Consider the following 23,942-nt stretch of genomic DNA (forward strand, 5'->3'; position numbering starts at 1 on the left):
GTCGATTTAACGGAACGGCTATGACAGGATGCGAGCACCACAAAGGAGGTGAAGGTGAAAAACAATGCACAGCTGTTGATGCCGCGCGAAAAAATGCTGAAGTTTGGTATTAGCGCCTTAACGGATGTCGAGCTGCTGGCGCTATTTCTGCGTACCGGAACGCGCGGTAAAGATGTATTAACCCTGGCAAAAGAGATGCTGGAGAATTTCGGCTCTCTTTATGGCTTGTTAACCTCTGAATATGAACAATTTAGTGGTGTTCATGGAATTGGCGTGGCGAAATTTGCCCAGTTAAAGGGGATTGCTGAACTAGCGCGGCGTTACTACAACGTGCGGATGCGTGAAGAAAGCCCTTTACTCAGCCCGGAGATGACGCGGGAATTTTTACAAAGCCAGCTCACGGGGGAGGAGCGGGAGATCTTTATGGTGATCTTTCTCGACTCACAACACCGGGTTATAACGCATAGCCGTCTTTTTTCCGGCACGCTAAACCATGTTGAAGTCCATCCTCGGGAAATTATCCGCGAAGCGATAAAAATAAATGCCTCGGCGCTGATCCTTGCACATAATCACCCTTCGGGTTGTGCTGAACCCAGTAAAGCGGATAAACTCATTACTGAACGGATAATAAAGAGTTGTCAGTTCATGGATTTACGCGTGCTCGACCATATCGTGATTGGGCGTGGAGAGTATGTTTCTTTTGCCGAACGCGGCTGGATTTAACCCGCTATGCGCGATCCTTCGGGATCTTTGTCTGTTCGGGACTTGAGCACATCGCTGAGTCAGCGTATACTACGCCACCTTTGAGAATCTCGGGTTTGGCATTTGGGCCTGGCAATCGAGAGTTCACATAGAACTGCGATGACCGGGCTGTAAAGCCTGACGAGGCGCCAATACCCCATACGAAGCTCGAGCTAATTTGATTTTTGGAGAATAGACATGTCCCGAGTCTGCCAAGTTACTGGCAAGCGTCCGGTGACCGGTAACAACCGTTCCCACGCACTGAACGCGACTAAACGCCGTTTCCTGCCGAACCTGCACTCTCACCGTTTCTGGGTTGAGAGCGAGAAGCGTTTTGTCACCCTGCGCGTATCTGCTAAAGGTATGCGTGTAATCGATAAAAAAGGCATCGATACAGTTCTGGCTGAACTGCGTGCCCGTGGCGAAAAGTACTAAGTACTTAGAGGAAATAAATCATGGCTAAAGGTATTCGTGAGAAAATCAAGCTGGTTTCTTCTGCTGGTACTGGTCACTTCTATACCACTACGAAGAACAAACGTACTAAGCCGGAAAAACTGGAACTGAAAAAATTCGATCCAGTTGTTCGCCAGCACGTGATCTACAAAGAAGCGAAAATCAAATAATTTCCGCTTTGATGTAACAAAAAACCTCGCTCCGGCGGGGTTTTTTGTTATCTGCTTGCCCCCATATTGACTGCATCTGTTCATTCCTGGAGATGCTATGCCTGAATTACCCGAAGTTGAAACCAGCCGTCGCGGCATAGAACCGCATCTCGTTGGTGCAACCATTCTTCATGCGGTGGTGCGCAACGGACGCTTGCGCTGGCCGGTTTCAGAAGAGATCTACCGTTTAAGCGACCAACCAGTGCTTAGCGTGCAGCGGCGGGCTAAATATCTGCTGCTGGAGCTGCCTGAGGGCTGGATTATCATTCATTTGGGGATGTCTGGCAGCCTGCGCATCCTTCCAGAAGAACTTCCCCCTGAAAAGCATGACCATGTTGATTTGGTGATGAGCAACGGTAAAGTGCTGCGCTACACCGATCCGCGCCGCTTTGGTGCCTGGCTGTGGACCAAAGAGCTGGAAGGGCACAACGTGCTGGCCCATCTTGGACCGGAGCCGCTTAGCGACGATTTCAACGGTGAGTACCTGCATCAGAAGTGCGAGAAGAAAAAAACGGCGATTAAACCGTGGCTGATGGATAACAAGCTGGTGGTAGGGGTAGGGAATATCTATGCCAGCGAATCTCTGTTTGCGGCGGGGATCCATCCGGATCGGCTGGCGTCATCACTGTCGCTGGCAGAGTGTGAATTGCTGGCTCGGGTGATTAAAGCGGTGTTGCTGCGTTCGATTGAGCAGGGCGGTACAACGCTGAAAGATTTTCTGCAAAGCGACGGTAAACCGGGCTATTTCGCTCAAGAATTGCAGGTTTACGGGCGAAAAGGCGAGCCGTGTCGTGTGTGCGGTACGCCGATTGTGGCGACTAAACATGCGCAGCGGGCAACGTTTTATTGTCGGCAGTGCCAGAAGTAATTGATGCGCGCCGGATGGCATACCATCCGGCATAAACGCTACGCTAACTTCGCCATCAGCGCCTGATGGACATTCTCCGGCAGGAAATGGGTGACATCGCCCTGATGGCGCGCCACCTCTTTCACCAACGATGAAGAGATAAACGACCACTCTTTCGACGGCATCAGAAACACACTTTCCAGTTCCGGCATTAAGTGGCGATTCATATGCGCCAGCTGCATTTCATATTCAAAATCCGCCACCGCACGCAGGCCACGAATCAGCACCGTAGCGTGTTGATTACGGGCGAAGTTCGCCATCAAATCACTAAACCCGACCACTTCCACGTTCCCCAGATGCGCGGTTGCCTGCTGTGCCAGCGCCACACGCTCTTCCAGAGTAAACATCGGTTTTTTACTGGGGCTGGCGGCAATCGCCAGAATAACGTGATCGAACATTTGCGTGGCGCGCGTCACGATATCGATATGACCATTGGTAATGGGATCGAAAGTACCCGGATAAATCGCCCGTTTTTGCATAACAACCTCAATGCGTTTTCGGTGGCAGGTAAGGTTCCAGCAGTTGAAGCAGGCGCTGTAGCGCGCCCTGGTTTTGATACAGTACTTCAACGGCATGACGGCCATAGAAACTACGGTAATCGGCATCGGTGAGTAAAGAGGAAACCTCTTTTGCAAGCGTAGTGGCATCGGTAACGGTAATCAGCCCGCTTGCCTGTTCCAGCCGCGCGCAAATGTCTTTAAAGTTAAAAGTATGCGGCCCCATCAATACCGGAATAGCGTGTGCGGCAGCTTCCAGCGGATTATGCCCACCACGTTCAACCAGTGAACCGCCAACAAAGGCGAGATCGGCAATGCCGTACAGTAACATCAGCTCGCCCATCGTATCGCCAACCACAACCTGCGTGCTGGTGGAAGGGACTTCCCCTGAAGAGCGTGTGATATAGCTTAGTCCAGCCTGGCGGACAAGGTTAATCGCATCCGGGAAGCGTTCCGGATGACGGGGTACCAGGATGAGCAATAAATTAGGGAATTGCTGTAACAATGCCTGATGTGCGGCGATCACCACACTCTCTTCGCCTTCGTGAGTGCTGGTGGCAATCCATACCGGGCGGTGTGGTGCCCACTGGCGGCGCAGCGTCACGGCTTTAGCAGCCAGTTGCGGCGTTACAGAAATATCAAATTTCAGGCTACCGGTAACGGTCACCTGATTATTTTTTGCGCCCAGCGCCACAAAACGCGCGCCATCTTCTTCATTTTGCGCAGCAATCAGTGTAATACGACGCAGCAAGCGGCGGACGAATTTACCCAGTTTGGCGTAACCTGCGGCCGAGCGGGCAGAGAGTCGCGCGTTAGCGATCACCAGCGGAATTTTACGTTTATGTAGCGCCGCAATCAGGTTAGGCCATAGTTCGGTTTCCATAATCAACACCAGTTTAGGGTCGACTTTATTCAGGAAACGATTAAGTGCATCGGGCAGGTCATACGGCAGATAAACGTGCTGAACATCCTTCCCGAAAGCCGATTGTACGCGCTCCGAACCGGTTGGCGTCATGGTTGTAACGGTAATCGGTAAATCAGGATAACGATGACGCAGCGCGCGCACCAACGGGATTGCCGCCAGAGTTTCACCGACGGAGACGGAGTGCAGCATAATGCCGCCTGGTTTTAGCGGATGGCGGTAAAAACCGTAACGTTCACCCCAGCGTTTTCGATAGGCCGGAGCCTTACGTCCGCGCACCCAGAGCCGTATCCAGATCAGCGGCTGAATAAGGTAGAGAAGGGCGGTGTAAAGCAATTCGAGCATAGTAAATAGCTGACTTATGGATGTGCTGGGGATTCTATGTATTTAGCTGTGGCTTTACCATTACTTTTCCCGTTTTTGACTTAAATAGCAATTTACCCGCCAATTCTTGCTGAACATCTATACTTTTTTTGTATTTTTATGCGATTCATTGATTTCTGCAGTACGTGCAGGAAGGAATCGCAGAGCAACAGTGAAAGAATATGGTTGCTAATGATTTTATTTGATTGATTTCTTTATTGAAAATCAACAATGTGCTTAAAAATCATTCGGGTCGGATTGCCGCGAAAGAAGTGATACACTAGCGCGTCAATATCAGTGCGGTATCAGTATTCAGGTAGCTGTTGAGCCTGGGGCGGTAGCGTGCTTTTTCTGCTTCACCTTAATCGGATAATCTCAACAAAAAGAGTTACTTGTGGATAAGCCATTTCGAAGAATTTTGCTCATTAAGATGCGTTTTCATGGGGATATGTTATTAACTACTCCCGTCATTAGTTCGCTGAAAAAAAATTACCCTGACGCAAAAATCGATGTGCTGCTTTATCAGGACACCATCCCGATCCTGTCTGAAAATCCAGAGATTAACGCGCTCTACGGCATAAAAAATAAAAAAGCAAAAGCCTCAGAAAAAATCGCCAACTTTTTTCATCTCATCAAGGTATTACGTGCCAATAAGTATGACCTTATCGTCAATCTTACCGATCAATGGATGGTTGCTATACTGGTTCGCTTATTAAATGCCCGTGTGAAAATTTCCCAGGATTATCATCATCGGCAGTCTGCTTTTTGGCGTAAAAGTTTCACCCATTTGGTGCCGTTGCAGGGTGGAAATGTGGTGGAAAGTAACTTATCCGTGCTGACACCATTGGGACTTGATTCGTTGGTGAAGCAGACAACCATGAGTTACCCGCCTGCAAGCTGGAAACGTATGCGTCGCGAACTTGATCACGCTGGTGTTGGACAAAATTATGTGGTTATCCAACCTACGGCGCGGCAAATCTTCAAATGCTGGGACAACGCCAAGTTTTCCGCTGTGATTGATGCCTTACATGCTCGTGGTTATGAAGTCGTTCTGACGTCCGGCCCAGATAAAGACGATCTGGTCTGCGTCAATGAAATTGCGCAAGGATGCCAGACGCCACCAGTAACGGCGCTGGCCGGAAAGGTGACCTTCCCGGAACTTGGTGCGTTAATCGATCATGCGCAGCTGTTTATTGGCGTTGATTCCGCACCGGCGCATATTGCCGCAGCAGTTAATACGCCGCTGATATCGCTGTTTGGTGCGACAGACCATATTTTCTGGCGTCCCTGGTCAAATAACATGATTCAATTCTGGGCGGGAGATTACCGGGAAATGCCAACGCGCGATCAGCGTGACCGAAATGAGATGTATCTTTCGGTTATTCCGGCGGCAGATGTCATTGCTGCTGTCGATAAATTACTGCCCTCCTCCACGACAGGTACGTCGTTATGATCGTTGCTTTTTGTTTATATAAATATTTTCCCTTTGGCGGTTTGCAGCGCGATTTTATGCGTATTGCTCAGACAGTCGCCGCCCGAGGTCATCATGTTCGGGTTTATACCCAGTCGTGGGAAGGCGAATGTCCTGATGTATTTGAACTGATCAAAGTGCCGGTTAAATCGCATACCAATCACGGGCGCAATGCGGAGTATTTTGCCTGGGTGCAAAAACATTTACGCGAACATCCCGTCGATAAAGTCGTTGGATTCAACAAAATGCCGGGGCTGGACGTTTATTATGCCGCTGATGTTTGTTATGCCGAGAAAGTAGCGCAGGAAAAAGGCTTTTTCTATCGCCTGACGTCACGTTATCGCCATTATGCCGCCTTTGAGCGGGCAACCTTCGAACAGGGCAAGCCGACACAGCTGCTGATGCTGACAGATAAGCAAATCGCCGATTTCCAGAAACATTATCAGACTGAAGTGGAGCGTTTTCATATTCTGCCACCGGGGATTTATCCTGATCGTAAATATAGCCAGCAGCCAGCCAATAGCCGTGAAATCTTCCGTAAGAAGAATGGAATAACCGAACAACAATATTTATTGTTGCAGGTTGGTTCAGACTTCACGCGTAAAGGTGTCGATCGTTCCATTGAAGCACTTGCTTCGTTACCGGATTCGCTGCGCCACAACACATTGCTATATGTTGTTGGGCAGGATAAACCGCGAAAATTTGAGGCGCTGGCAGAAAAACGCGGCGTGCGCAGTAATGTTCACTTCTTCTCGGGGCGCAACGATGTCTCGGAATTAATGGCGGCGGCGGATTTATTACTGCATCCTGCCTACCAGGAAGCCGCGGGAATTGTACTGCTGGAAGCGATAACTGCAGGATTACCGGTACTAACAACAGCCGTTTGTGGCTATGCGCATTATATTGTCGACGCCAATTGCGGCGAGGCTATTGCTGAGCCATTCCGCCAGGAAACATTGAATGAGATTTTACGCAAAGCGTTAACGCAATCTTCATTGCGCCAGGCCTGGGCGGAAAATGCGCGACATTATGCTGATACACAAGATTTATACAGTCTGCCAGAGAAAGCGGCGGACATCATAACGGGTGGTCTGGATGGTTGAACTTAAAGAGCCGTTTGCCACGTTATGGCGCGGTAAAGATCCTTTTGAGGAAGTTAAAACCTTGCAGGGTGAGGTATTTCGTGAACTGGAAACTCGCCGCACTCTGCGCTTTGAAATGGCGGGCAAAAGCTATTTTCTCAAATGGCATCGCGGCACGACCCTGAAAGAGATAATCAAAAATTTACTCTCATTGCGGATGCCAGTATTAGGCGCAGACCGCGAATGGAATGCGATTCATCGACTGCGGGATGTCGGCGTTGATACTATGTATGGGGTGGCATTCGGCGAAAAAGGCATTAATCCGCTCACCAGAACCTCGTTTATTATAACCGAAGATCTGACACCAACCATCAGTCTGGAAGATTACTGTGCTGACTGGGCGACTAACCCACCAGATGTTCGCGTAAAGCGTATGCTTATTAAGCGTGTCGCGACGATGGTGCGCGATATGCATGCTGCGGGCATTAACCACCGTGACTGTTATATCTGTCATTTCCTGCTGCACTTGCCTTTTTCCGGTAAGGAAGAGGAGTTAAAAATTTCAGTAATTGACCTGCACCGGGCGCAGCTTCGCACGCGCGTTCCACGTCGTTGGCGCGATAAAGATCTTATTGGACTTTATTTTTCTTCGATGAATATTGGCCTGACTCAGCGGGATATCTGGCGGTTTATGAAAGTGTATTTTGTCGCCCCGCTTAAAGACATTATCAAGCAGGAACAAGGGCTGCTGTCGCAAGCAGAAGCAAAAGCCACAAAAATCAGGGAAAGAACGATTAGAAAATCGTTGTAATTTCCGGAGAGAAATATGAGTGCCCACTATTTTAATCCACAAGAGATGATCAATAAGACAATCATCTTCGATGAAAGGCCAGCGGCGTCAGTGGCATCATCATTCCATGTTTCTTATGGCATTGATAAAAACTTTCTTTTTGGTTGTGGTGTTTCAATCACGTCAGTTTTGTTACATAACAACGACGTGAGTTTTGTTTTCCACGTTTTTATTGATGCTATCCCTGAAGCCGATATCCAGCGTTTAGCCCAATTGGCGAAAAGCTATCGTACCTGTATCCAGATCCATCTAGTAAATTGTGAACGGCTTAAGGCATTACCGACGACCAAAAATTGGTCTATTGCCATGTATTTCCGTTTTGTAATTGCAGATTACTTTATTGATCAACAAGATAAGATCCTTTACCTGGATGCTGATATCGCCTGTCAGGGAAACTTAAAGCCGCTGATAACAATGGATCTTGCCAATAACGTTGCTGCTGTTGTTACTGAACGCGATGCTAACTGGTGGTCGTTACGGGGTCAAAGTCTGCAGTGTAATGAACTTGAAAAGGGTTACTTTAATTCAGGTGTCCTGTTAATTAATACACTAGCGTGGGCGCAGGAGTCCGTTTCTGCTAAAGCGATGTCGATGCTTGCTGATAAAGCCATCGTTTCCCGTTTAACCTATATGGATCAAGATATCCTTAATCTTATCCTGTTAGGGAAAGTTAAATTCATTGATGCTAAATACAATACGCAATTTAGTTTAAATTATGAATTAAAAAAATCATTTGTTTGTCCAATTAATGATGAAACCGTATTAATTCATTATGTCGGCCCGACAAAACCCTGGCATTACTGGGCCGGTTATCCAAGTGCGCAACCTTTTATCAAAGCCAAAGAAGCATCGCCCTGGAAAAATGAACCGTTAATGCGGCCAGTTAACTCAAACTATGCTCGTTATTGCGCCAAGCATAATTTTAAACAAAATAAACCAATTAACGGGATAATGAATTATATTTATTATTTTTATTTAAAGATAATAAAATGAAATTGAGAAAAGTTAAATGAATGAATTTATAAAAGAACGGTTTTCGTATTTAGCAGATAATAAAAAAGAAGACGCCCCAGAGCTAAATGTTTCCTACGGTATCGATAAGAATTTTTTGTATGGTGCTGGCGTTTCAATTTCTTCCGTTTTGATTAATAATTCAGATATTAATTTTGTCTTTCATGTTTTCACTGATTATGTGGATGATGATTATTTAAAGTCATTTAATGAAACAGCAAAACAATTTAATACCTCAATTATTGTATATTTAATTGACCCCAAATACTTTGCTGATCTGCCGACGTCACAGTTTTGGTCGTACGCGACATACTTCAGGGTATTGTCTTTTGAATATCTGAGTGAAAGTATTTCCACACTGCTGTATCTGGATGCCGATGTTGTTTGTAAAGGAAGCCTGAAACCTCTCACAGAAATTATATTTAAAGATGAGTTTGCTGCGGTCATTCCTGACAATGATAGTACTCAGGCGGCATGTGCAAAACGCCTCAACATTCCCGAAATGAATGGACGTTATTTCAATGCAGGCGTTATCTATGTCAATCTTAAAAAATGGCATGAAGCAAATTTGACACCGTATTTACTCAAACTTTTACGAGGGGAAACTAAATATGGCTCTCTTAAATATTTAGATCAGGATGCGTTGAATATCGCATTTAATATGAATAATATCTACCTTGCGAAGGATTTTGATACTATTTATACCCTGAAAAACGAACTTTATGATCGTAGTCATCGAAAGTATCAGCAAACCATTACCGATAAAACAGTGTTGATTCACTATACAGGGATAACTAAACCATGGCATAGCTGGGCTGGATATCCGTCTGCATCATACTTTAATATCGCGCGTGAACAATCTCCCTGGAAGAAATATCCTCTTAAAGAGGCGCGGACTGTTGCAGAAATGCAGAAACAATATAAGCATCTGTTTGCCCATGGTGAGTATATAAAAGGCATAACTTCATTAATTAAGTACAAGCTTAAGAAATAAATTACTCTTATGATTACAAGTATACGTTATCGCGGCTTCTCATTTTATTACAAAGATAATGATAATAAATATAAAGAAATCTTTGATGAAATACTGGCCTATAATTTTAAAACAGTAAAAGTATTACGTAATATTGATGATACCAAAGTATCGTTGATTGATACGAAATATGGTCGCTATGTTTTTAAAGTCTTTGCTCCGAAAACGAAAAGGAATGAACGTTTTTTTAAATCTTTTGTAAAAGGTGACTACTATCAGAATTTGATCGTTGAAACCGATCGTGTCAGAAGTGCAGGTCTTACTTTTCCTAATGATTTTTATTTTCTGGCTGAGCGTAAATTTTTCAACTATGCCAGTGTTTTTATCATGCTTATCGAGTATGTCGAGGGCGTAGAGCTCAATGATATGCCGATTATTCCAGAAAATGTTAAAGCAGAAATTAAGGCTTCAATGGAAAAATTGCATGCCTTAAATATGCTATCGGGCGACCCACACCGGGGTAACTTTATCGTTAGTAAAGATGGTGTCAGGATAATTGACCTATCCGGTAAAAGCTGTACGGCAGAGCGTAAAGCTCGTGATCGTCTGGCCATGGAACGTCACCTGGGTATTGCCAACGAAATAAAAGATTATGGCTACTATTCAGTAATCTACAGAACCAAACTACGCAAATTTATTAAAAAATTAAAAGGCAAAGCGTAAACCACACAGTCAAAACGGAACCAACATGGATTTATTAGCTGAGAGTATTACTGAAGTCACTGTCTCTGGGAAAATTACTAACACCGATCGTGTGTTAAATATCGCTTACGGTATTGACCGCAACTTTTTATTTGGTGCGGCAGTATCTATGCAATCAGTTATTATGCATAACCCGGACCTTGCGGTTAAGTTTCATCTCTTTACCGACTACATTGATGAAGATTATCTACAACGTGTTAACGCTTTTACCAGCAAAAATGCTAACGTTGAAGTAAGAATTTATAAAGTCTCCAGTGCCTTTATTGATATCTTCCCCAGCCTGAAACAGTGGTCTTATGCAACATTCTTCCGTTTAGTTGCGTTCCAGTATCTGAGTGAAGTTATTGAAAATCTGTTATATATCGATGCTGATGTCATCTGTAAAGGCTCATTAGCTGGATTGCTTGATATTAATTTTGATGGCGATAAGTTCGCAGCTGTTATTAAAGATGTGCCTTTTATGCAGGAAAAACCAGCGAAGCGTCTGGCTATAGAGGGACTTCCAGGTAATTATTTCAACGCCGGTGTAGTATATCTGCAGCTTGAAGCATGGGCGAAAAATGATTTTATGAATAAAGCCATTGCTATGCTGGCAAGTGACCCGCAGCATACGAAGTATAAATGCCTTGATCAGGATATTTTAAATATTCTGTTCTTTGGTCATTGTATTTTTATTAGCGGCGATTATGATTGCTTTTATGGCATTGACTATGAGTTAAAAAATAAAAGCGATGAAGATTATAAAAAGACCATTACCGATGATACTAAGCTGATTCATTATGTTGGCGTAACGAAGCCCTGGAACGACTGGACGAATTATCCCTGCCAGAAGTATTTTAATGAGGCTTATCAGGCTTCTTGCTGGAATGATGTGGCGTTTATTCCAGCCACGAATGAAAAGCAGTATCAAGTGAAATCCAGACATTTGAAAAGAAATGGTAATATTGCATCTTCATTTTACTATTTCATGCTCTATTATAGTAAGAAAATAGCGCGTAAGCATTTTTCCAAATAATTATTAAGATTAATCACCCAGAGATTTTTTAATGAACTTGCCCATTTATATTGTCTCACTTAAAAGAGATATTGAGCGAAGAAATAAAATAAATGATGTTTTTCATCGATTAAATATTAATTTTGATTTTTTTGATGCCATAGATGCTAAAGACCCTCAAAATAAAGAAATTATTGATAAAATGAGATTAAGTGGTGTCGGCGCAGAAATGACTGATGGAGAAATTGCTTGTACATTAAGTCATCAGCTTATATATAAGGATATGATAGATAAAAATATAGAATGGGCAGTCATTCTCGAGGATGATGTTATCGTCAATGAGAAATTTAAAAAATTTCTGCAATATTTTAATCTTCCTGAAAAAGACAAGTTAAAACATAATAATTTGTATTTGCTTGGAGGACAGAAAGGATTACATGATTATCCGGTATTGGGGCAAAGCCTTTTTAGTAAAGTTAAGGTAAGTACTTGTACTTTTCGGCGTGTTAATTTCAATAAAAATAAAATTCGTCGTACATGTTCATATTTGATGAATAAAGATATGGCACAAAAGTTGCTCAAATTGACAAAGGATTATGGCACCTATCGAGCTGATAGCTGGAAGTTAATGCATCAACATAATATTATAAAAGAGTTTTATTTAGACGAAATAATATTACATCCTATTTTAAATGAGTTTAATAGTCATCTTGAAAGTGAAAGGCTATTAACATCGGAAAAAAAACAACCTAGAACAAGGCTTCAGAAAAGAATGAAGTTTATACGCTCCTGGATAAAGGTGGCTTTTTTTTCTCTTTTGAAATGAGATTGTTAATTTCAATTTGTTGTGAGATATTAACGTGGAAGTAAAAATTGAGCAATTTCGAAATAATAGCTGTAATTTTATTTTTTTATTGTATTTAATCGGTTTGTTGTTTGTGCCAATTGATCTTAATATCACCACTAAAATAATTAATGCGACAGGTGCATTTTCTCTTTTCTTATTAATTGTAAATAAAAAGCACAATTATAATAAAAATGTCATTATATTAATTCTTGGTTTACTTCTTTTGGGTGCAATGAACCTTATATGGTATGAATTTTATAAAACAGAAGATGTAGTATATAGAAATGCTTATCGAGGCTACCTTGAGTCTGGAAAACTATTAGTATTTAGCTCGTTGACATTTTTATTACTAAGTAAAAATAAATTCAGGCAAAATGAAAAACTACATTTTATTTCAGCTATCTTAGTTCAAATAATCATGCTATGTAGAGCATATTATCAAGGGATATATTTGCATGCAGACCGCATTCCCCTCTCCGCCATGAATGGGAATATTGGTCAGATGGGGGCAGCGACTATTGCGGCTTATGTGATTACATTTACAACTTTATATTCTTCAATTGTATTCATAAAAATGCAATCGAAATATAAATGGTTTCTATTTTATGCTAACTTTGCTTTAAGCTTTGCAGCAGTAATGATGACAGGAACGCGTGCGGCAATTTTCACATTCCCACTTATGATTATGGTCATATTATTTCTTCAGCATCGTGATCAAAAAGTGTTTTTATTTAAAGGATTGAGTGGTGTTTTTATATTGCTACTTGCTTGTGGTTTGATATTTAATAAGGAAATTGATAGGCGAATTAATTCATTAAAAGCTGATGTTATTTCATATGCTACAAAAAATAACAGTCAATCCTCGGTCGGAGCACGTTTTGCAATGGTTAATGCAGGAATTAAAGGAAGTCCTGATGGTTTTAATTGGCAATCTCTTGAGCAGCGTGCTGAAAAGATAAAAGCATTAAGTGCAGAAAATAATATTTATAGTGGAGCTTTATTATTCCTTGATGTACATATGCATAACGAAATTGTGGAATCTCTTTCCACGAAAGGAAAAATTGGTCTTCTTGTTCTTATTATGTTCTATGTTGCAATGATCTATTACTGTATACGAGAGAAAAAATATATACTCTTGGTTTTCCCTGCTTCTATTATGTTATTTGGCATTAGTGATGTCATTACACATGCTAAACCAATACCGGCATCGTGGATTGTGTGCCTCTTCCTGTCTATATCGTTTTTGAGTAAAAATGAACCACAATAATAAAAGCGTTGACTAAGTAAGTGGGTATAATGCCCACTTACTATTTATTAAATTAATGTGATTTTTTTATAAACAGCCGCTGCTTCTAAATTATTTAAATTCATTAGCGGAGCCCTACAAACCACCTGATTCTTCCCATATCCGCCAATTAATCCCGGATCGGTTGGTCCATAAACCGTGATATTCGGTCTATCCAGTGCCGCCGTTAAATGGCTTAACCCCGTATCCACCGACACTACAAATTTAGCCCCGGCCAGTACGCGGGCAACGCCTTCCAGACTCATCTTCGGCAATACTTCAACATAAGCAAATCCTTCCGCCAGTCGTTTCGCCCGTTCTTCCTCATGCGGCGCGCCCCACGGAAGTTTAATCCGTATTCCTGAATCAGCCAGTAAACCAATCAATTCTCGCCAGTGTTCTTCCGGCCAGTGTTTATCATCACGGGTCGTCGCATGAAGAAATACGGCATATTCGCCAGCATCTGTAGGCAGGTTCGTCAGGAAATGTTGTGCGATAGCATAATCACCCTGGGTTTGCGGTTTGCTATAGCCCAAACTTTTGGCAAACAGTTCGCGGGTGCGTTCTACGGCGTGCTGCTGTTTTGCAATATGATGCTTACGATTGTAAAACAGGCTGGCTAACGGTTCTCGAACGGTTTGCCAGTCCATGCCATGCTTTACGCCATGCGCCAGACGCGTCACCAGCGCCGCGCTTTTTACCAGCCCCTGAGCGTCGATAACTGCGTCATAGTTCTCTGCTTGTAGCGCTTCACGAAACGCTTTGCGTTCAGCTTTTATGGGGGCCGAGAACCAGGCTTTACGCCAGCGACGTATTGCCACAGGAATAACTCGCTCAACGGCGGCGTGCCAGGAAGGAATCTGTGCGAACCCTTCTTCCACCACCCAGTCAAACTTAATCCCTGGGATTGCCTGCTGGGCATCAGTGAGTGCGGGCAGCGTATGGAGAACATCGCCCATCGACGATGTTTTAACGATCAAAACCCGCATCCGTCAGGCTTCCTCTTGTAACAACAGCGCGTTGAGTTCTTCCAGTACGCGCTGGGGAGTAATGTCGATCAAGCTCTGGTGATAACCCTCCGCAGCGTCACCTTTACGCACTTTGTGATAGCCGGTAATCAGACGGATCACGCGCGCTTTATGGGATAGCGGTGGTGTGAAGTCCGGGCTACTCGGACCATACAGGGCAACCAGCGGACGATTGAGCGCCGCCGCAACGTGCATCAGACCAGAATCGTTAGTAACAATGGCTTTACAGGCTGCAATCAGGATAACCGCTTGATCAAGCTGTGTTTCCCCCGCCAGGTTCCGGCACCATGCCTGCTGCTCGGTATTCAAAGCGGCAAGAATCTCATTGCCCGCTTCATGATCTTTCGCCGAGCCAAACAGAACCACCTGATAACCTTCATCAATCAGCTGCTTTGCCAGCTCCGCATAGTGGTAGTGTGGCCAGCGTTTTGCCGGACCAAACTCCGCACCCGGGCAAAAGCCAATCATCGGACGTTCTGATGAAAGCGAAAATTGATTACAGGTATATGATTTTTCACCTTCGCTCACCTGCAACTGCGGCCATAACAATGGCTGCGGCAGATCTTGTGCTGTACGCATAATGCCTTTGTCATAGGCCAGCGCGACATAGCGTTCCACCATTAGCGGCCAGGCTTCTTTATCGAGCACGCGTACATCGTTAAGTAAACCGTAGCGCATCTCGCCGCGCCAGCCGGTGCGATGAGGAATACCCGCGAAGAAAGGCACTAATGCGGATTTGAAGGAGTTGGGTAAGACGTAGGCGCGGTCGTAGCGCTTTTCACGCAGACTATGACCCAGTTTGCGGCGTTCGCCGATTTCCAGCGCTCCGTGACCGAGAGGCATAGGAATAGCTTCGTTAACTTCCGGCATCCGCGATAATAATGGACGGCACCATGCCGGTGCCATCACGTCGATTATCGCCTGGGGATAGCGCGCCTGGAGCGTGCGATAGAGACTTTGCGACATCATCATGTCGCCAACCCAAGACGGGCCGATCACCAGTATTTTCATGCAGAGCTCTTATGCGTCGCGATTCAGCCAAGCCATGTATTCCGTTACACCTTCGGCAACGGTTTTGAACGGTTTGTCGTAACCCGCCGCGCGCAGATTTGTCAGATCTGCCTGCGTGAACGCCTGGTAGCGGCCTTTCAGTTTATCCGGGAACGGAATGTATTCGATTTGGCCTTTCTTGTGATAAGCAAGCGTAGCATCTGCTACCGCCTGGAAGGATTCCGCACGACCAGTACCGAGGTTGAAGATGCCGGAAACGCCATTTTCCAGGAACCACAGGTTTACATCTGCCACGTCGCCTACGTAAACGAAGTCGCGTTTGAAGTTCTCGCTACCTTCGAACAGCTTCGGCGATTCACCGTTGTTAAGCTGAGTGTTGAGATGGAAAGCGACGCTCGCCATGCTGCCTTTATGGCCTTCACGCGGTCCATAAACGTTGAAATAGCGGAAGCCAACAATCTGCGAGTTCGCTTCTGGCAGGATTTGACGAACATATTCATCAAACAGGAATTTTGAGTAACCGTAGACATTCAACGGTTTTTCGTACTCGCGGGATTCAATAAAGTCGGAGGTGCGTCCGCCGTAGGTGGCTGCGGAAGAGGCATACAGGAACGGGATTTCGCGCTCCAGACAGTAGTGCAGCAGCTCTTTGGAGTATTGATAGTTGTTATCCATCATATACTTGCCGTCCCACTCGGTGGTGGAAGAGCACGCACCTTCGTGGAAAATCGCTTCGACATCGCCGAACTCTTCGCCAGCCATAATCTGGATCAGGAAGTCTTCCTTATCCATATAGTCCGCGATATCCAGATCCACCAGGTTCACAAACTTGGTGCCGTCTTTCAGGTTGTCCACCACCAGAATATCGGTGATGCCTTTATCATTCAGGGCTTTAACGATGTTGCTGCCGATAAAGCCCGCGCCGCCGGTAACGATGATCATAACTGTAACCTTCGAATTATGGAGTCAGAGACAATCTCAGACACGAATACTTCTATCATATCACTACACGGCGTTGGCTTCAGCCATTCGCCAAAAGTGAGATTGATGGACGTTATTTATCCTGAATTTTGCAGAAGTGTTAACGCGTCATCTCGTCGCGACCTATAAGTTTGGGTAATATGTGCTGGAATTTGCCCTGTCTGGAGAATCGCAATGCGTGGAGAATTTTATCAGCAGTTAACCAACGATCTGGAAACCGCACGGGCGGAAGGGTTGTTTAAAGAAGAGCGCATTATAACGTCTGCGCAGCAAGCAGATATCACTGTGGCTGATGGAAGCCACGTCATTAACTTTTGTGCCAATAACTATCTCGGACTGGCGAATCATCCGGATCTGATTGCGGCGGCAAAGGCGGGAATGGATTCTCACGGTTTCGGCATGGCTTCGGTGCGTTTTATTTGCGGCACTCAGGACAGCCATAAAGAGCTTGAACAAAAACTGGCGGCCTTCCTGGGGATGGAAGATGCGATTCTCTACTCTTCCTGCTTTGATGCTAACGGTGGCCTGTTCGAAACGCTGTTGGGCGCGGAAGACGCCATTATCTCCGACGCACTGAACCACGCGTCTATTATTGATGGTGTGCGTCTGTGCAAAGCTAAACGCTATCGTTATGCCAACAACGATATGCAGGAGCTGGAAGCACGTCTGAAAGAAGCGCGTGAAGCCGGTGCGCGTCATGTGCTGATTGCCACCGATGGTGTGTTCTCGATGGACGGCGTGATTGCCAACCTGAAAGGCGTTTGCGATCTGGCGGATAAATATGATGCCCTGGTGATGGTAGATGACTCACACGCGGTAGGTTTTGTCGGTGAAAACGGTCGTGGTTCCCATGAATACTGCGATGTGATGGGCCGGGTCGATATTATCACCGGCACGCTCGGTAAAGCGCTGGGTGGCGCTTCTGGCGGCTACACGGCGGCGCGCAAAGAAGTGGTTGAGTGGCTGCGCCAGCGTTCTCGTCCGTACCTGTTCTCCAACTCGCTGGCACCGGCCATTGTTGCCGCGTCTATCAAAGTGCTGGAGATGGTCGAAGCGGGCAGCGAACTGCGTGACCGCCTGTGGGCGAACGCGCGTCAGTTCCGTGAGCAAATGTCGGCGGCGGGCTTTACCCTGGCGGGAGCCGATCACGCCATTATTCCGGTCATGCTTGGCGATGCGGTAGTAGCGCAGAAATTTGCTCGTGAGCTGCAAAAAGAGGGGATTTACGTCACCGGTTTCTTCTATCCGGTCGTTCCGAAAGGTCAGGCGCGTATTCGTACCCAGATGTCTGCGGCGCATACCCCTGAGCAAATTACGCGTGCAGTAGAAGCATTCACGCGTATTGGTAAACAACTGGGCGTTATCGCCTGAGGATGTGAGATGAAAGCGTTATCCAAACTGAAAGCGGAAGAGGGCATCTGGATGACCGACGTTCCTGTACCGGAACTCGGGCATAACGATCTGCTGATTAAAATCCGTAAAACAGCCATCTGCGGGACTGACGTTCACATCTATAACTGGGATGAGTGGTCGCAAAAAACCATCCCGGTGCCGATGGTCGTGGGCCATGAATATGTCGGTGAAGTGGTAGGTATTGGTCAGGAAGTGAAAGGTTTCAAGATTGGCGATCGCGTTTCTGGCGAAGGCCATATCACCTGCGGTCACTGTCGCAACTGTCGTGGCGGTCGTACCCATCTGTGCCGCAACACGATCGGCGTCGGCGTTAACCGTCCGGGCTGCTTTGCCGAGTATCTGGTGATTCCGGCGTTCAACGCTTTCAAAATCCCCGACAATATTTCCGATGATCTGGCTTCCATTTTTGATCCCTTCGGTAACGCCGTGCATACCGCGCTGTCGTTTGATCTGGTGGGCGAGGATGTGCTGGTCTCTGGTGCAGGCCCGATTGGTATTATGGCGGCGGCGGTGGCGAAACACGTTGGTGCACGTAACGTGGTGATTACTGATGTTAACGAATACCGCCTTGAGTTGGCGCGTAAAATGGGTATCACCCGTGCGGTTAACGTCGCTAAAGAGAACCTCAATGATGTGATGGCAGAACTGGGCATGACCGAAGGCTTTGATGTCGGTCTGGAAATGTCCGGTGCGCCGCCAGCGTTTCGTACCATGCTCGACACCATGAACCACGGCGGTCGTATTGCGATGCTGGGTATTCCACCGTCTGATATGTCTATCGACTGGACCAAAGTGATCTTTAAAGGCTTGTTCATTAAAGGTATTTACGGTCGTGAGATGTTTGAAACCTGGTACAAGATGGCGGCGCTGATTCAGTCTGGCCTCGATCTTTCGCCGATCATTACTCATCGTTTCTCTATCGATGATTTCCAGAAGGGCTTTGACGCCATGCGTTCGGGCCAGTCCGGGAAAGTTATCCTGAGCTGGGATTAACACAAAAAAGGGCTGGTATTCCAGCCCTTTTTCCTGAGGATAATCCGTTAAATATGTAAAATCCTGTCAGTGTAATAAAGAGTTCGTAATTGCGCTGATCTCTTATATAGCTGTTCTCATTATCTCTCTACCCTGAAGTGACTCTCTCACCTGTAAAAATAATATCTCACAGGCTTAATAGTTTCTTAATACAAAGCCTGTAAAACGTCAGGATAACTTCAGAGGTCGTCGGTAATTTATGATGAACAGCACCAATAAACTTAGTGTTATTATTCCGTTATATAATGCGGGCGATGATTTCCGCACTTGTATGGAATCTTTAATTACGCAAACCTGGACTGCTCTGGAAATCATTATTATTAACGATGGTTCAACGGATAATTCTGTTGAAATAGCAAAGCATTACGCAGAAAACTATCCGCACGTTCGTTTGTTGCATCAGGCGAATGCTGGCGCATCGGTGGCGCGTAATCGTGGGATCGAGGCGGCGACGGGCAAATATGTCGCTTTTGTCGATGCTGACGATGAGGTGTATCCCACCATGTACGAAACGCTGATGACCATGGCGTTAGAGGACGACCTCGACGTGGCGCAGTGCAACGCTGACTGGTGTTTTCGTGAAACGGGAGAAACCTGGCAATCCATCCCCAGCGATCGCCTTCGCTCAACCGGTGTATTAACCGGCCCGGACTGGCTGCGGATGGGGCTTTCTTCCCGCCGTTGGACTCACGTTGTCTGGATGGGGGTTTATCGCCGCGATGTTATTGTTAAAAATAACATTAAATTTATTGCCGGATTACATCATCAGGATATTGTCTGGACAACAGAATTCATGTTTAATGCGCTGCGTGCGCGATATACCGAGCAATCATTATATAAATATTATCTGCATAATACGTCAGTGAGTCGGTTGCATAGACAAGGGAATAAAAACCTTAATTATCAACGTCACTATATTAAGATTACCCGCCTGCTGGAGAAATTAAATCGAAATTATGCCGACAAAATTACGATTTATCCGGAATTTCATCAGCAAATAACTTACGAAGCATTGCGTGTTTGCCATGCGGTGCGCAAAGAGCCGGATATTCTTACCCGCCAACGGATGATTGCCGAGATATTTACTTCCGGTATGTATAAGCGCCTGATTACTAATGTGCGCAGCGTGAAGGTGGGTTACCAGGCGTTACTGTGGTCTTTCCGCTTATGGCAATGGCGCGACAAAACGCGGTCGCACCATCGCATTACGCGTAGCGCCTTTAATTTGCGCTAGCGTTAAGTTTTGCCGCTTCGGGCTGTTTGCCCCAGCCTTGCCACTGATGCTGGAAGTAAACGATCAGCGTGCTCTGGCTGATGCTTTCGCTTAATACTTCAAAGAAGCGATTAGCATAAACAGGTTCTATCGGTTTCTTCGGTTTGCAGAGCTTCACGCCACGGAACGGATTACGCGGTGTGTCGGGCACAGTATTTTTCGGCGGTGTAGACATATCAACCTGCGGTTCATTCAGCAAGCTGCTGGCTTTCACCAGCGTAATGTCTGGCGGCAGGTTATAAACCATCTGTTGTAGCACGCGTACCGTTGAAGGGTGAGGATGCCCAATGGCAATGGTTGAACCGTTGCGACGCGCGAGGTCAATTGCGCGATTGAACTGCACACGGATGTCCGCTTCATTTTGCGAATCGTCGAGGAACACTTTCCGTTTGATCACCTTCACGCCAGTGCCTTGTGCGGCGCGCATCGCTTGGGTATTACCGATGGTTACGCTGTCGAGGAAGTAAAGATTGTAACGCTCCAGCGCCTGCATCACTTTCTGCATACCAAACAGGTTAGAGGTCATCTTGCTGCCCATGTGGTTGTTGATCCCCACGGCATAGGGCACGTTATTGACCGCACTACGAATAATGCGCTCAATTTCGTCGCTGCTCATCTCCGGGCGTAGCGTATTTTTCTCCAGCGGCTGTTTACTCAGTGGTGCCATCGGTAGATGAATCAACACTTCGTGACCGCTGTTATGCGCTTTGGTCGCCATCTCTCTGGCGTGTGGTGAATCGGGTAATACAGCGACGGAGATAGCGGAAGGCATCGCCAGCACCTGGTTTTCGTTGTGCGGGCGATACCCAAAATCATCAATGACGATGGCAAGTTTGCCAGCAATTACGGGGGAGGAGAGCGCCAACAGAGCGGCAAATGCAAGAACGTTACGACGAAATGGAAACAAAACTTATCTTCCCAACCACGGCTGTGGATTGACCGCCTGACCCTGGCGGCGAATTTCGAAATAGAGTGAAGGCCGACCCTGACCGCCACTGCTGCCCACCAGTGCAATCGGCTGGCCCGCGCGAACCTGCGAACCAACGCTCACCAGTGCGCTCTGATTATAGCCGTAAAGACTCATGTCGCCTTTACCATGCTCAACCACCACCACCAGACCGTAGCCTTGCAGCCAGTCAGCCAGAATCACCCGACCGTCGGCAATTGCTTTAACTTCAGTACCTTCAGAGGCACCGATAACCATTCCTTTCCAGCGTAATTCACCCTGTAGCTGCTCGCCATAGCGATGCAGCGTCGGCCCGCGAACTGGCCAGAATGCCTGACCACGCGGCGCACCCAGGCCACCAGTTCGGGACATCAGCGATTTTTCGCTTTCGGTCGGTTTGTAGGTGGTGCCTTTGCGCGTCGCTTCTTTCTGGCGGTCGCGAACCGCCTGGGCCTCACGCGCTTCTCGTTCAGCACGCGCTTTCGCCGCGGCTTCCGCACGGGCAATGCTGTTACGCAGACGGGATTCGTTGGCGCGCAGCTCGCTCAACTGTTGCTGACCTTGCTGGATGGAAGACTCCAGCCCTGCCAGCGTCTTTTTACGTTCGTTCAGCGCCTGGGTCAGCTTCGCCTGTTGGGCGCGCTGCTCATACAACAGCGTTTGTTGCTCGCTCTGTTTCTCTTCCAGCTCGGCGCGTTGCATAGCGACTTCTTCACGCGTTTGTTTCAACTGAGCAATGGTTTCTTGTCGCGCCTGGTTGAGATAGCCGAAATAAGCCTGTAAACGCTGTCCACGCTGGCTTTCTTCACCGCTGAGAATCAGCTGAATACCGGTATGCTCGCCCTGACGGAATGCGGCATCCAGTTGTGCGGCGAGGCTGCGCTCCTGGGCGGCTTTTTGCTGCTCCAGTTTGGCAATCGACGCGTTCATCTCATCAATCTGTTTATTCAGTTGATTGAGCGTGTTTTGCGTTTCGCGCAGCTTACGGGTGGCTTCCGAGATCGCTTCTTCCTGCTTTTTCAACTGAGCAAGCAGGCTGGAGCGTTGTTGTTGCTTTTGGCGTACCGCGCGCTCTTTCGCGGCGATATCTGCCTGAATAGATTTGAGTTGGTCACGCTCATCCGCGTGGGCGGAAAAGGCGCACAACAATACGCCAGCGCTAAGAACGCTGGCGTAGATGATGGGCCTGATTGCAAACCTGCGCGGTTTCACGGCCCGTGTCATGGTATTAATCGCCTTTCCCCTCATGGGGAGGGATTATTCCACGATGAACAGCGGCTTACCAGTCATCTCTTGCGGGATTTCCATACCCATCAGCGACAACATGGTCGGCGCGATGTCAGAAAGTTTGCCGCCTTCAACCGCTTTCACGTTCTTATCACCAACGTAAATCAGCGGAACTGGCAGGTTGGTGTGTGCCGTGTGTGCCTGACCCGTTGCCGGATCGCGCATCTGTTCAGCGTTACCGTGGTCAGCGGTGATCAGCAGTTGTCCACCCACGGACTCAACCGCTTTCGCGACTTCTTCCACGCAGTGATCCAGCGCTTCAACCGCTTTAACCGCCGCTTCCATCACCCCGGTGTGACCTACCATGTCGCCGTTCGGATAGTTACAGATAATGGTGTCGTATTTGCCACTCTTGATTGCCGCAACCAGTTTTTCGGTCAGCTCTGCGGAGCTCATTTCCGGTTGCAGATCGTAGGTAGCCACTTTCGGTGAGTTGATCAGAATGCGATCTTCGCCTTTGAACGACTCTTCTACGCCACCGTTGAAGAAGAAAGTAACGTGGGCATATTTTTCGGTTTCGGAAATACGCAACTGAGTTTTGTCGTTTTTCGCCATCCACTCGCCGAAGGTGTTAACCAGGGAAGCTGGTGGGTAAGCAACCGCAGTTTTGATGTCAGCGGCGTATTCGGTCAGCATCACGAAATCGACGTTAACCACTTTCTTACGCGCGAAGCCATCGAAATCAGCGTTCACGAATGCACGAGTGATTTCACGTGCGCGGTCAGCACGGAAGTTCATGAAAATCAGCGCATCGCCGTCTTCCATTGCCGCGTCTGGCTGACCTTCTGCACGGATAACGGTCGCTTTCACGAATTCGTCGTTTTCGTCGCGAGCATAAGCAGCCTGCAAACCAGCAACGGCGGTATCGGCCTGGAACTCACCCTGCGCCAGAGTTAGCAGGTCATAAGCTTTTTCAACGCGATCCCAACGGTTATCGCGGTCCATGGCGTAGTAACGACCAATGATGGACGCTACGCGGCCTTTACCCAGCGCGGCAAATTTCTCTTCGAATTTTTTCAGCGAGGATTCAGCACTGCGCGGCGGAGTGTCGCGACCGTCAAGGAATGCGTGCAGGTAGATTTTTTCTGCGCCGCGTTCAGCTGCCAGTTCTACCATCGCCATGATGTGATCTTCGTGGCTGTGTACGCCGCCTGCGGACAGCAGACCCATAATGTGAACTGCTTTGCCTGCGTTTTTCGCTTTATCTACCGCGCCAGTCAGTACCGGGTTAGCGAAGAAAGCGCGATCTTTGATTTCAACGTCCAGACGAGTCAGGTCCTGATACACGATGCGGCCGGCACCCAGGTTAACGTGACCTACTTCGGAGTTACCCATCTGACGGTCAGGCAGACCGACTTCCAGACCGGAAGCGTCGATCAGGGTATGCGGACGATTGGCCCACAGTGCATCCATTACCGGGGTTTTAGCACTAAAAATGGCGTTATCCTGCTGTTCTTCACGATAGCCATAGCCATCCAGAATCACCAGTACCATAGGTTTTTTAGAAACCGACATTGCGACAACCTCATACTCAAGAGTCAAAATTTGCGTAATTTTACTACAGCTGAATCGATAAAATAGCCTCTGAAGATCAAAATATACGA

The 23,942-nt window shown here is 46.9% G+C and carries 24 protein-coding genes; 16 read left to right on the forward strand and 8 right to left on the reverse strand.

What is annotated here, in order from left to right:
* The first annotated feature begins 54 nt into the window (after positions 1–54).
* From radC to mutM, 4 genes are all read left to right on the forward strand, one after another.
* Complete coding sequence (gene radC, locus ACJHYD_RS13005) at positions 55–723, forward strand: RadC family protein (RefSeq protein WP_001297375.1); 669 nt, start codon at positions 55–57, stop codon at positions 721–723.
* Positions 724–939: 216 nt separating this feature from the next.
* Positions 940–1,176, forward strand: a complete 237-nt coding sequence (rpmB, locus tag ACJHYD_RS13010; protein WP_000091955.1) for a 50S ribosomal protein L28 — start codon at positions 940–942, stop codon at positions 1,174–1,176.
* 20 nt (positions 1,177–1,196) lie between these two features.
* Positions 1,197–1,364: a 50S ribosomal protein L33 gene (rpmG, locus tag ACJHYD_RS13015; protein ID WP_001051798.1), complete on the forward strand. Its 168-nt coding sequence runs from the start codon at positions 1,197–1,199 to the stop codon at positions 1,362–1,364.
* A gap of 97 nt (positions 1,365–1,461) precedes the next feature.
* A complete protein-coding gene (gene mutM / locus ACJHYD_RS13020) occupies positions 1,462–2,271 on the forward strand; it encodes a bifunctional DNA-formamidopyrimidine glycosylase/DNA-(apurinic or apyrimidinic site) lyase (protein ID WP_001114542.1) in 810 nt (269 codons plus the stop codon).
* A gap of 38 nt (positions 2,272–2,309) precedes the next feature.
* On the opposite strand, the gene coaD is transcribed toward mutM, so the two are convergent.
* Together coaD and waaA are read right to left on the reverse strand one after the other, a co-directional pair.
* Positions 2,310–2,789 (reverse strand): pantetheine-phosphate adenylyltransferase, encoded by a 480-nt coding sequence (gene coaD / locus ACJHYD_RS13025; RefSeq protein ID WP_001171866.1) that lies wholly within the window; start codon positions 2,787–2,789, stop codon positions 2,310–2,312.
* Between the two features lie 7 nt (positions 2,790–2,796).
* Positions 2,797–4,074 (reverse strand): lipid IV(A) 3-deoxy-D-manno-octulosonic acid transferase, encoded by a 1,278-nt coding sequence (gene waaA, locus ACJHYD_RS13030; RefSeq protein ID WP_000891564.1) that lies wholly within the window; start codon positions 4,072–4,074, stop codon positions 2,797–2,799.
* 412 nt (positions 4,075–4,486) lie between these two features.
* On the opposite strand from waaA, the gene rfaQ reads away from it, so the two are divergent.
* From rfaQ to ACJHYD_RS13075, 9 genes are read left to right on the forward strand one after another with little or no spacing between them, the layout of a single operon-like run.
* A complete protein-coding gene (gene rfaQ, locus ACJHYD_RS13035; RefSeq protein WP_001521608.1) occupies positions 4,487–5,545 on the forward strand; it encodes a lipopolysaccharide core heptosyltransferase RfaQ in 1,059 nt (352 codons plus the stop codon).
* Positions 5,542–6,666: a glycosyltransferase family 4 protein gene (locus ACJHYD_RS13040; protein WP_000634253.1), complete on the forward strand. Its 1,125-nt coding sequence runs from the start codon at positions 5,542–5,544 to the stop codon at positions 6,664–6,666. The genes rfaQ and ACJHYD_RS13040 overlap by 4 nt, the downstream gene beginning before the upstream one ends.
* Positions 6,659–7,456, forward strand: a complete 798-nt coding sequence (gene rfaP, locus ACJHYD_RS13045) for a lipopolysaccharide core heptose(I) kinase RfaP (RefSeq protein ID WP_001366774.1) — start codon at positions 6,659–6,661, stop codon at positions 7,454–7,456. The genes ACJHYD_RS13040 and rfaP overlap by 8 nt, the downstream gene beginning before the upstream one ends.
* 15 nt (positions 7,457–7,471) lie before the next feature.
* On the forward strand, positions 7,472–8,488 hold the full coding sequence (gene waaO, locus ACJHYD_RS13050; protein ID WP_001272745.1) for a lipopolysaccharide 3-alpha-galactosyltransferase: 1,017 nt from the start codon (positions 7,472–7,474) through the stop codon (positions 8,486–8,488).
* Positions 8,489–8,504: 16 nt separating this feature from the next.
* Positions 8,505–9,500 (forward strand): glycosyltransferase family 8 protein, encoded by a 996-nt coding sequence (locus ACJHYD_RS13055; RefSeq protein WP_001551848.1) that lies wholly within the window; start codon positions 8,505–8,507, stop codon positions 9,498–9,500.
* A gap of 9 nt (positions 9,501–9,509) precedes the next feature.
* On the forward strand, positions 9,510–10,202 hold the full coding sequence (gene rfaY / locus ACJHYD_RS13060; RefSeq protein ID WP_000633080.1) for a lipopolysaccharide core heptose(II) kinase RfaY: 693 nt from the start codon (positions 9,510–9,512) through the stop codon (positions 10,200–10,202).
* 25 nt (positions 10,203–10,227) lie between these two features.
* Positions 10,228–11,256, forward strand: coding sequence for a UDP-galactose--(galactosyl) LPS alpha1,2-galactosyltransferase (locus ACJHYD_RS13065; protein ID WP_000364807.1), 1,029 nt, complete (start codon positions 10,228–10,230; stop codon positions 11,254–11,256).
* 31 nt (positions 11,257–11,287) lie between these two features.
* A complete protein-coding gene (locus tag ACJHYD_RS13070) occupies positions 11,288–12,061 on the forward strand; it encodes a glycosyltransferase family 25 protein (protein ID WP_001052917.1) in 774 nt (257 codons plus the stop codon).
* A gap of 34 nt (positions 12,062–12,095) precedes the next feature.
* A complete protein-coding gene (locus tag ACJHYD_RS13075; protein ID WP_000453196.1) occupies positions 12,096–13,349 on the forward strand; it encodes an O-antigen ligase family protein in 1,254 nt (417 codons plus the stop codon).
* A gap of 47 nt (positions 13,350–13,396) precedes the next feature.
* On the opposite strand, the gene rfaC is transcribed toward ACJHYD_RS13075, so the two are convergent.
* The 3 genes from rfaC to rfaD are packed head-to-tail and all read right to left on the reverse strand — an operon-like array spanning position 13,397 to position 16,348.
* Positions 13,397–14,356 (reverse strand): lipopolysaccharide heptosyltransferase RfaC, encoded by a 960-nt coding sequence (gene rfaC, locus ACJHYD_RS13080; RefSeq protein ID WP_001521607.1) that lies wholly within the window; start codon positions 14,354–14,356, stop codon positions 13,397–13,399.
* 3 nt (positions 14,357–14,359) lie between these two features.
* The gene (rfaF, locus tag ACJHYD_RS13085; protein ID WP_000699228.1) at positions 14,360–15,406 is read right to left on the reverse strand and encodes an ADP-heptose--LPS heptosyltransferase RfaF; all 1,047 of its coding nucleotides are present in this window, start codon (positions 15,404–15,406) and stop codon (positions 14,360–14,362) included.
* A gap of 9 nt (positions 15,407–15,415) precedes the next feature.
* Positions 15,416–16,348 (reverse strand): ADP-glyceromanno-heptose 6-epimerase, encoded by a 933-nt coding sequence (rfaD, locus tag ACJHYD_RS13090; protein WP_000587750.1) that lies wholly within the window; start codon positions 16,346–16,348, stop codon positions 15,416–15,418.
* A gap of 213 nt (positions 16,349–16,561) precedes the next feature.
* On the opposite strand from rfaD, the gene kbl reads away from it, so the two are divergent.
* From kbl to waaH, 3 genes are all read left to right on the forward strand, one after another.
* Positions 16,562–17,758, forward strand: a complete 1,197-nt coding sequence (gene kbl, locus ACJHYD_RS13095; protein ID WP_001213834.1) for a glycine C-acetyltransferase — start codon at positions 16,562–16,564, stop codon at positions 17,756–17,758.
* A 9-nt stretch (positions 17,759–17,767) separates the two neighbouring features.
* Positions 17,768–18,793 carry an L-threonine 3-dehydrogenase gene (gene tdh, locus ACJHYD_RS13100; protein ID WP_000646014.1) on the forward strand — a complete coding sequence of 342 codons (1,026 nt, stop codon included), beginning with the start codon at positions 17,768–17,770 and terminating at the stop codon, positions 18,791–18,793.
* Positions 18,794–19,031: 238 nt separating this feature from the next.
* Entirely contained in the window at positions 19,032–20,066 is a 1,035-nt protein-coding gene (gene waaH / locus ACJHYD_RS13105; RefSeq protein WP_000982075.1) for a UDP-glucuronate:LPS(HepIII) glycosyltransferase, read from the forward strand.
* On the opposite strand, the gene ACJHYD_RS13110 is transcribed toward waaH, so the two are convergent.
* Genes ACJHYD_RS13110 through gpmM form a run of 3 tightly spaced genes read right to left on the reverse strand, consistent with a single transcriptional unit; the run spans position 20,053 to position 23,853 of the window.
* Complete coding sequence (locus tag ACJHYD_RS13110) at positions 20,053–21,012, reverse strand: divergent polysaccharide deacetylase family protein (protein WP_001551846.1); 960 nt, start codon at positions 21,010–21,012, stop codon at positions 20,053–20,055. The two genes, waaH and ACJHYD_RS13110, sit on opposite strands and share 14 nt — an antisense overlap.
* 3 nt (positions 21,013–21,015) lie before the next feature.
* Entirely contained in the window at positions 21,016–22,275 is a 1,260-nt protein-coding gene (gene envC, locus ACJHYD_RS13115; RefSeq protein ID WP_000196271.1) for a murein hydrolase activator EnvC, read from the reverse strand.
* Positions 22,276–22,308: 33 nt separating this feature from the next.
* Positions 22,309–23,853: a 2,3-bisphosphoglycerate-independent phosphoglycerate mutase gene (gene gpmM, locus ACJHYD_RS13120; RefSeq protein WP_000116566.1), complete on the reverse strand. Its 1,545-nt coding sequence runs from the start codon at positions 23,851–23,853 to the stop codon at positions 22,309–22,311.
* Positions 23,854–23,942 lie beyond the last annotated feature (89 nt).

Source organism: Escherichia sp. WS1368 (assembly GCF_046487485.1).
GTDB lineage: Bacteria > Pseudomonadota > Gammaproteobacteria > Enterobacterales > Enterobacteriaceae > Escherichia > Escherichia coli.